This is a genomic window from Arenimonas sp., assembly GCF_044348765.1.
Lineage (GTDB): Bacteria > Pseudomonadota > Gammaproteobacteria > Xanthomonadales > Xanthomonadaceae > Arenimonas.
Genome location: NZ_JBIKSE010000091.1, coordinates 1 through 3,463, shown reverse-complemented (window position 1 = coordinate 3,463; position 3,463 = coordinate 1). Strand labels below are relative to the sequence as shown.

9 protein-coding genes and 1 pseudogene are annotated in these 3,463 nt (G+C 65.1%); 9 read left to right on the top strand and 1 reads right to left on the bottom strand.

Translation table 11 applies throughout. The annotated features are described in order from the left end of the window. Positions 1-189: 189 nt before the first annotated feature. Positions 190-375, top strand: coding sequence for a hypothetical protein (locus ACIQ0Q_RS08945; RefSeq protein ID WP_395772593.1), 186 nt, complete (start codon positions 190-192; stop codon positions 373-375). Continuing rightward, the gene (locus ACIQ0Q_RS08940; protein ID WP_395772592.1) at positions 372-641 is read left to right on the top strand and encodes a hypothetical protein; all 270 of its coding nucleotides are present in this window, start codon (positions 372-374) and stop codon (positions 639-641) included. Before ACIQ0Q_RS08945 ends, ACIQ0Q_RS08940 begins: the two co-directional genes overlap by 4 nt. A gap of 198 nt (positions 642-839) precedes the next feature. On the opposite strand, the gene ACIQ0Q_RS08935 is transcribed toward ACIQ0Q_RS08940, so the two are convergent. Continuing rightward, the gene (locus tag ACIQ0Q_RS08935) at positions 840-1,124 is read right to left on the bottom strand and encodes a hypothetical protein (RefSeq protein ID WP_395772591.1); all 285 of its coding nucleotides are present in this window, start codon (positions 1,122-1,124) and stop codon (positions 840-842) included. Between the two features lie 289 nt (positions 1,125-1,413). Between ACIQ0Q_RS08935 and ACIQ0Q_RS08930 the strand changes: the two genes are divergently transcribed. The 7 genes and pseudogenes from ACIQ0Q_RS08930 to ACIQ0Q_RS08900 all read left to right on the top strand — a co-directional run. Then, positions 1,414-1,614, top strand: coding sequence for a hypothetical protein (locus ACIQ0Q_RS08930; protein WP_395772590.1), 201 nt, complete (start codon positions 1,414-1,416; stop codon positions 1,612-1,614). Then, a complete protein-coding gene (locus ACIQ0Q_RS08925; RefSeq protein ID WP_395772589.1) occupies positions 1,611-2,141 on the top strand; it encodes a hypothetical protein in 531 nt (176 codons plus the stop codon). The genes ACIQ0Q_RS08930 and ACIQ0Q_RS08925 overlap by 4 nt, the downstream gene beginning before the upstream one ends. Next, positions 2,138-2,299, top strand: coding sequence for a hypothetical protein (locus ACIQ0Q_RS08920; RefSeq protein WP_395772588.1), 162 nt, complete (start codon positions 2,138-2,140; stop codon positions 2,297-2,299). Before ACIQ0Q_RS08925 ends, ACIQ0Q_RS08920 begins: the two co-directional genes overlap by 4 nt. Continuing rightward, positions 2,296-2,550 (top strand): hypothetical protein, encoded by a 255-nt coding sequence (locus ACIQ0Q_RS08915; RefSeq protein ID WP_395772587.1) that lies wholly within the window; start codon positions 2,296-2,298, stop codon positions 2,548-2,550. The genes ACIQ0Q_RS08920 and ACIQ0Q_RS08915 overlap by 4 nt, the downstream gene beginning before the upstream one ends. Positions 2,551-2,590: 40 nt before the next feature. Beyond that, entirely contained in the window at positions 2,591-2,779 is a 189-nt protein-coding gene (locus tag ACIQ0Q_RS08910) for a hypothetical protein (protein ID WP_395772586.1), read from the top strand. Further along, positions 2,776-3,072, top strand: coding sequence for a WhiB family transcriptional regulator (locus tag ACIQ0Q_RS08905; RefSeq protein WP_395772585.1), 297 nt, complete (start codon positions 2,776-2,778; stop codon positions 3,070-3,072). The genes ACIQ0Q_RS08910 and ACIQ0Q_RS08905 overlap by 4 nt, the downstream gene beginning before the upstream one ends. Then, positions 3,065-3,463 (top strand): annotated as a pseudogene (locus tag ACIQ0Q_RS08900) (hypothetical protein); the annotation flags it as partial. The gene ACIQ0Q_RS08905 and the pseudogene ACIQ0Q_RS08900, both read left to right, overlap by 8 nt.

Genomic DNA, 3,463 nt, shown 5'->3' with positions numbered 1-3,463 from the left:
CGCCGAGGCAGACGCCGCCGGACTCGACTCCGACGGCGGTACGCAACCGTGGTACACGCTCTGCGATGACCACGGCGGAGTGTGCTCTCACGAGACGATCGACCTCGCCCGATCATGGTCGAGCGCCCCCGAACAATGGTGTCCGTATTGTCAGGACATCCGAGACGCGTCGACCGGGGAGGTCTGACCGTGGCCTCGATCATGCTTCACCTGCCCGCCGACTTCGACGACCGGACCGCGATCCTCGACCGGATCGACGACCTCGACCTCGACCGATGGGAGCACTCGTACACGATGCTCCGAGTCACCGGAGACCCGTCACCGATCGCCACCATCCAAGCGCATACCCTGACCCTCGGAGGATCCATCTCATGACCGCCCCGCACCCCGACTACGTCGACCCTCACGACCCGTACCACCGGACAGCAGAGGAGGCCGCTCTCGTGCTCCTCTACTCGCTGGTCGAGGTCCCGGAGAACAACCTCGTCACCCTCCCGACCGGATGGTCGATCGCCCTCGACCATTTCTACGGCGGCCCGGGGTGGGAGATCACGACCCCGGCCGGCGATCGGTTCGTCGCCATCTTCGAGGAGGCACCGGACTACGATCCGATCACCGAAGGAGGCTCGTCCGATGCCTAATCCCATCCGCCCCGCATGGCTCGACGGTCTCCGACTGATCGGACCGGCCGAACCGATCCTCTCCGATGTCCACGGATTCCCCGTCGGCTCGTGGATCGTCCGACACGCTGTCGACTCCCGAGACCTCGCCCCGTTCACACGCGCCGGACATCGCACGAGAGCACTCGACGACGCTCATACCCTGATCGCCCCGGCCCTCTACATCGCCCGATGACCCTCGACCTCGCCCCCGGGATGACAGTCCGATTCGTCCTCGACAATGAGACCGTAACCGGATCGCACCTCGCGACTCTCTGCCTCGGCGTCATCGCCGACGAGCGGCCCGTCGTCCCGTGCGCGCTCCGACAGATCGTCCCGGTCCACGTCGCCACCGCCGACGACACCTCTCGCCTTCTTTGGATCTCTGACGATCAGATCCTCACCGCCTCGACGCATCCGTCCGGAGGTCTCCCGTGATCGACGGACCCGGCCGACCGTCGTCATACGATCCGCCTCGACTCCCGTCGATCGCGTGGGAGAACCGATACGCCGGCGTCATGGGTGACCGAGACATCCTCCCGCACCTGATCGGCCGAGACCGTGACGCCCGGACACGCGTCGGATCGTACGACGAGGACGAAGCCTCGACGTGGACGACAGTCTCTCGACGAGGCGTCTCTCTCCGGATCCCGCCTCACGCCCTCATCGGAACGACCATCACCCTCGACGACTACCGCCGATGGGAGACTCAACAGAGCAACACCCCCAACACCACCACGAAAGGAAATGCCGCATGACCTCCCCCGAATCATGGGTCTCGATCTCGATCGACGACCTCGGACACCTCGTCGACCTCCTCGCCGACGACTTCGACCGAGGCGACGATCCGTCCGTCGAGATGCTGTACCAACTCCTCGCCCGTCTGTTTCACGCGATCGACGACGGCGCCGTCGACTCCGACTCCGGGATCGTCATCCGAGGCGGCGACCGATGACCTCCCCCGACCTCGATCGCGACCTGTTCGATCCGATCCTCCCGTACGCCGGCACGTCCGGACACTCCGGAACCGACACCTCAGAGCGTCGAGCACGCGTCGAGGACACCGACGGCACGACCACCGCCCGACAGTCCGAGACGCTCCGCCGACTCAAGGCCGCCGGCTCCGACGGCATGACGTGGCACGACCTCGCCGACGCGCTCGGATGGCATCACGGACAGGCGTCCGGAGTCCTGTCGGTTCTCCACCGTGCCGGACTCATCGCCCGCCTCTCCGCCTCCCGCAACCGATGTAAGATATACGTCCTCCCGTTGTTCGTGGACGGACGACCGATCGAGGAACCGTCGACACGACCTCGACGACCAACGGTCCCCGAGGGATCTCTCGCGATCGTCCTCCCCGCCATGATCGTAGAGAAACTCTCCCGAGGTCTCGCCGGCTCGACGATCACTCTCCCGCCCGGAGTCGCCGACCAACTCCGCACCGCCGCCCGTGAGGCCGTCACTCTCGGAGGCGACGAATGAGACCGGACATCCTCGACCGGCTCCGCACGATCCGAGACGCCGGCGGAGATCGCGTCGACCCCTTATGGCTCGAACTGGCGATCGTCGAGATCGAGCGTCTCCGACTCCTCGTCGACTCCGCCGAGACTGTCCTCGACATGATCCGGGCCGGCAAGTGATCCCCGGAGCAGAGGTCGCCATCGTCGACGGCGCCGAGGTCCTCGACCTCGCCTCGGTCCGTCTCCTCATCACCGAGGCGGCCGGCTGGCATCACGTCGCCCAACTCTCCGTAAAGAGTCACGACCGCCCGTCGGCACGACACGCGTACCGGATGCGCGAGACCCTCTCCCGCTATGTCGCCGCACGATCGCATTTCAGTTTCCACGAGGTGCGCGCCCGAGCGATCATCGTCGCCCGCTCCCTCGACTGAGCATCCCCGACGGTCGCCGATCTCCCGCTACGATCCGGAGATGAGCGCCGACGATTACGACGACGAGGACCTCGACGAGATCGAGGACGACGTCGACCTCGCCCCACTGGTCGAAGCGACCGTCGCTCTCCACGAGGTGTACCTCGCCCTGATCGACGGCGGATTCGACGACGGCGCCGCCCTCCGACTGATCGCGTACCTCATCGCTGAGCAAGGTCTCGCCGAGTGAGACTCCCGTTCGTCGCCGCTCCGCCGTGGTGGGTAGGCGCCCGATGCCGATCCGAGGAGATCCCGCTTTCGTTGTTCTTTTCTCGTGACGAGGTCGGCGAGGCGCGTCGCGTCTGCGCTGACTGTCTCGTTCGCATACGCTGTCTGACCGAGCACCTCGACGAGCCATTCGGCGTATGGGGAGGTCACGCTCGCGACGATCGCGCGCGCATCCGGTCCGAGATGGATCTAGGCGCTACGATAGAAAGCGCGTCGCTGAAGATCACCGCCCGGAGGAAGACCCCGTATGTCTGACGAGATGACCGAACTCGGAACAACCGGCCTACGTCGCGTCGGCGGATTCGTCATCGACGACCAACTCTCCGCCCTACGTGGAACTAACGCCGTCAACGCGTGGCGCGAGATGTCGGACAATGATCCGATAGTCGGCGCTCTGCTGTTCGCTATCGAAAAACTCATCATGAAAGTCGAATGGCGCACCGACCCGTACGTCGACTCGGACGGCGTGAGCACTCCGCAGGATGAGGCAGTCGCCGAGTTCGTCGAGTCATGTCGTCACGACCTGAACGAATCGTGGGGAGCGTTGCTTCAAGGAATCTTGACGATGCTCCCGTTCGGATTCTCGTTTCACGAACTCGTGTACAAGCGTCGAGGCGGACCGGACGCGAAAGACGCGTCAAAGAAA

Bases quoted from the DNA above. Each gene is read 5' to 3' on its own strand.
- ACIQ0Q_RS08925 (WP_395772589.1), top strand. From the start codon at position 1,611: ATGACCTCCCCCGACCTCGATCGCGACCTGTTCGATCCGATCCTCCCG.
- ACIQ0Q_RS08920 (WP_395772588.1), top strand. From the start codon at position 2,138: ATGAGACCGGACATCCTCGACCGGCTCCGCACGATCCGAGACGCCGGC.
- ACIQ0Q_RS08940 (WP_395772592.1), top strand. From the start codon at position 372: ATGACCGCCCCGCACCCCGACTACGTCGACCCTCACGACCCGTACCAC.
- ACIQ0Q_RS08910 (WP_395772586.1), top strand. From the start codon at position 2,591: ATGAGCGCCGACGATTACGACGACGAGGACCTCGACGAGATCGAGGAC.
- ACIQ0Q_RS08935 (WP_395772591.1), bottom strand. From the start codon at position 1,124: ATGACGACGGTCGGCCGGGTCCGTCGATCACGGGAGACCTCCGGACGG.
- ACIQ0Q_RS08930 (WP_395772590.1), top strand. From the start codon at position 1,414: ATGACCTCCCCCGAATCATGGGTCTCGATCTCGATCGACGACCTCGGA.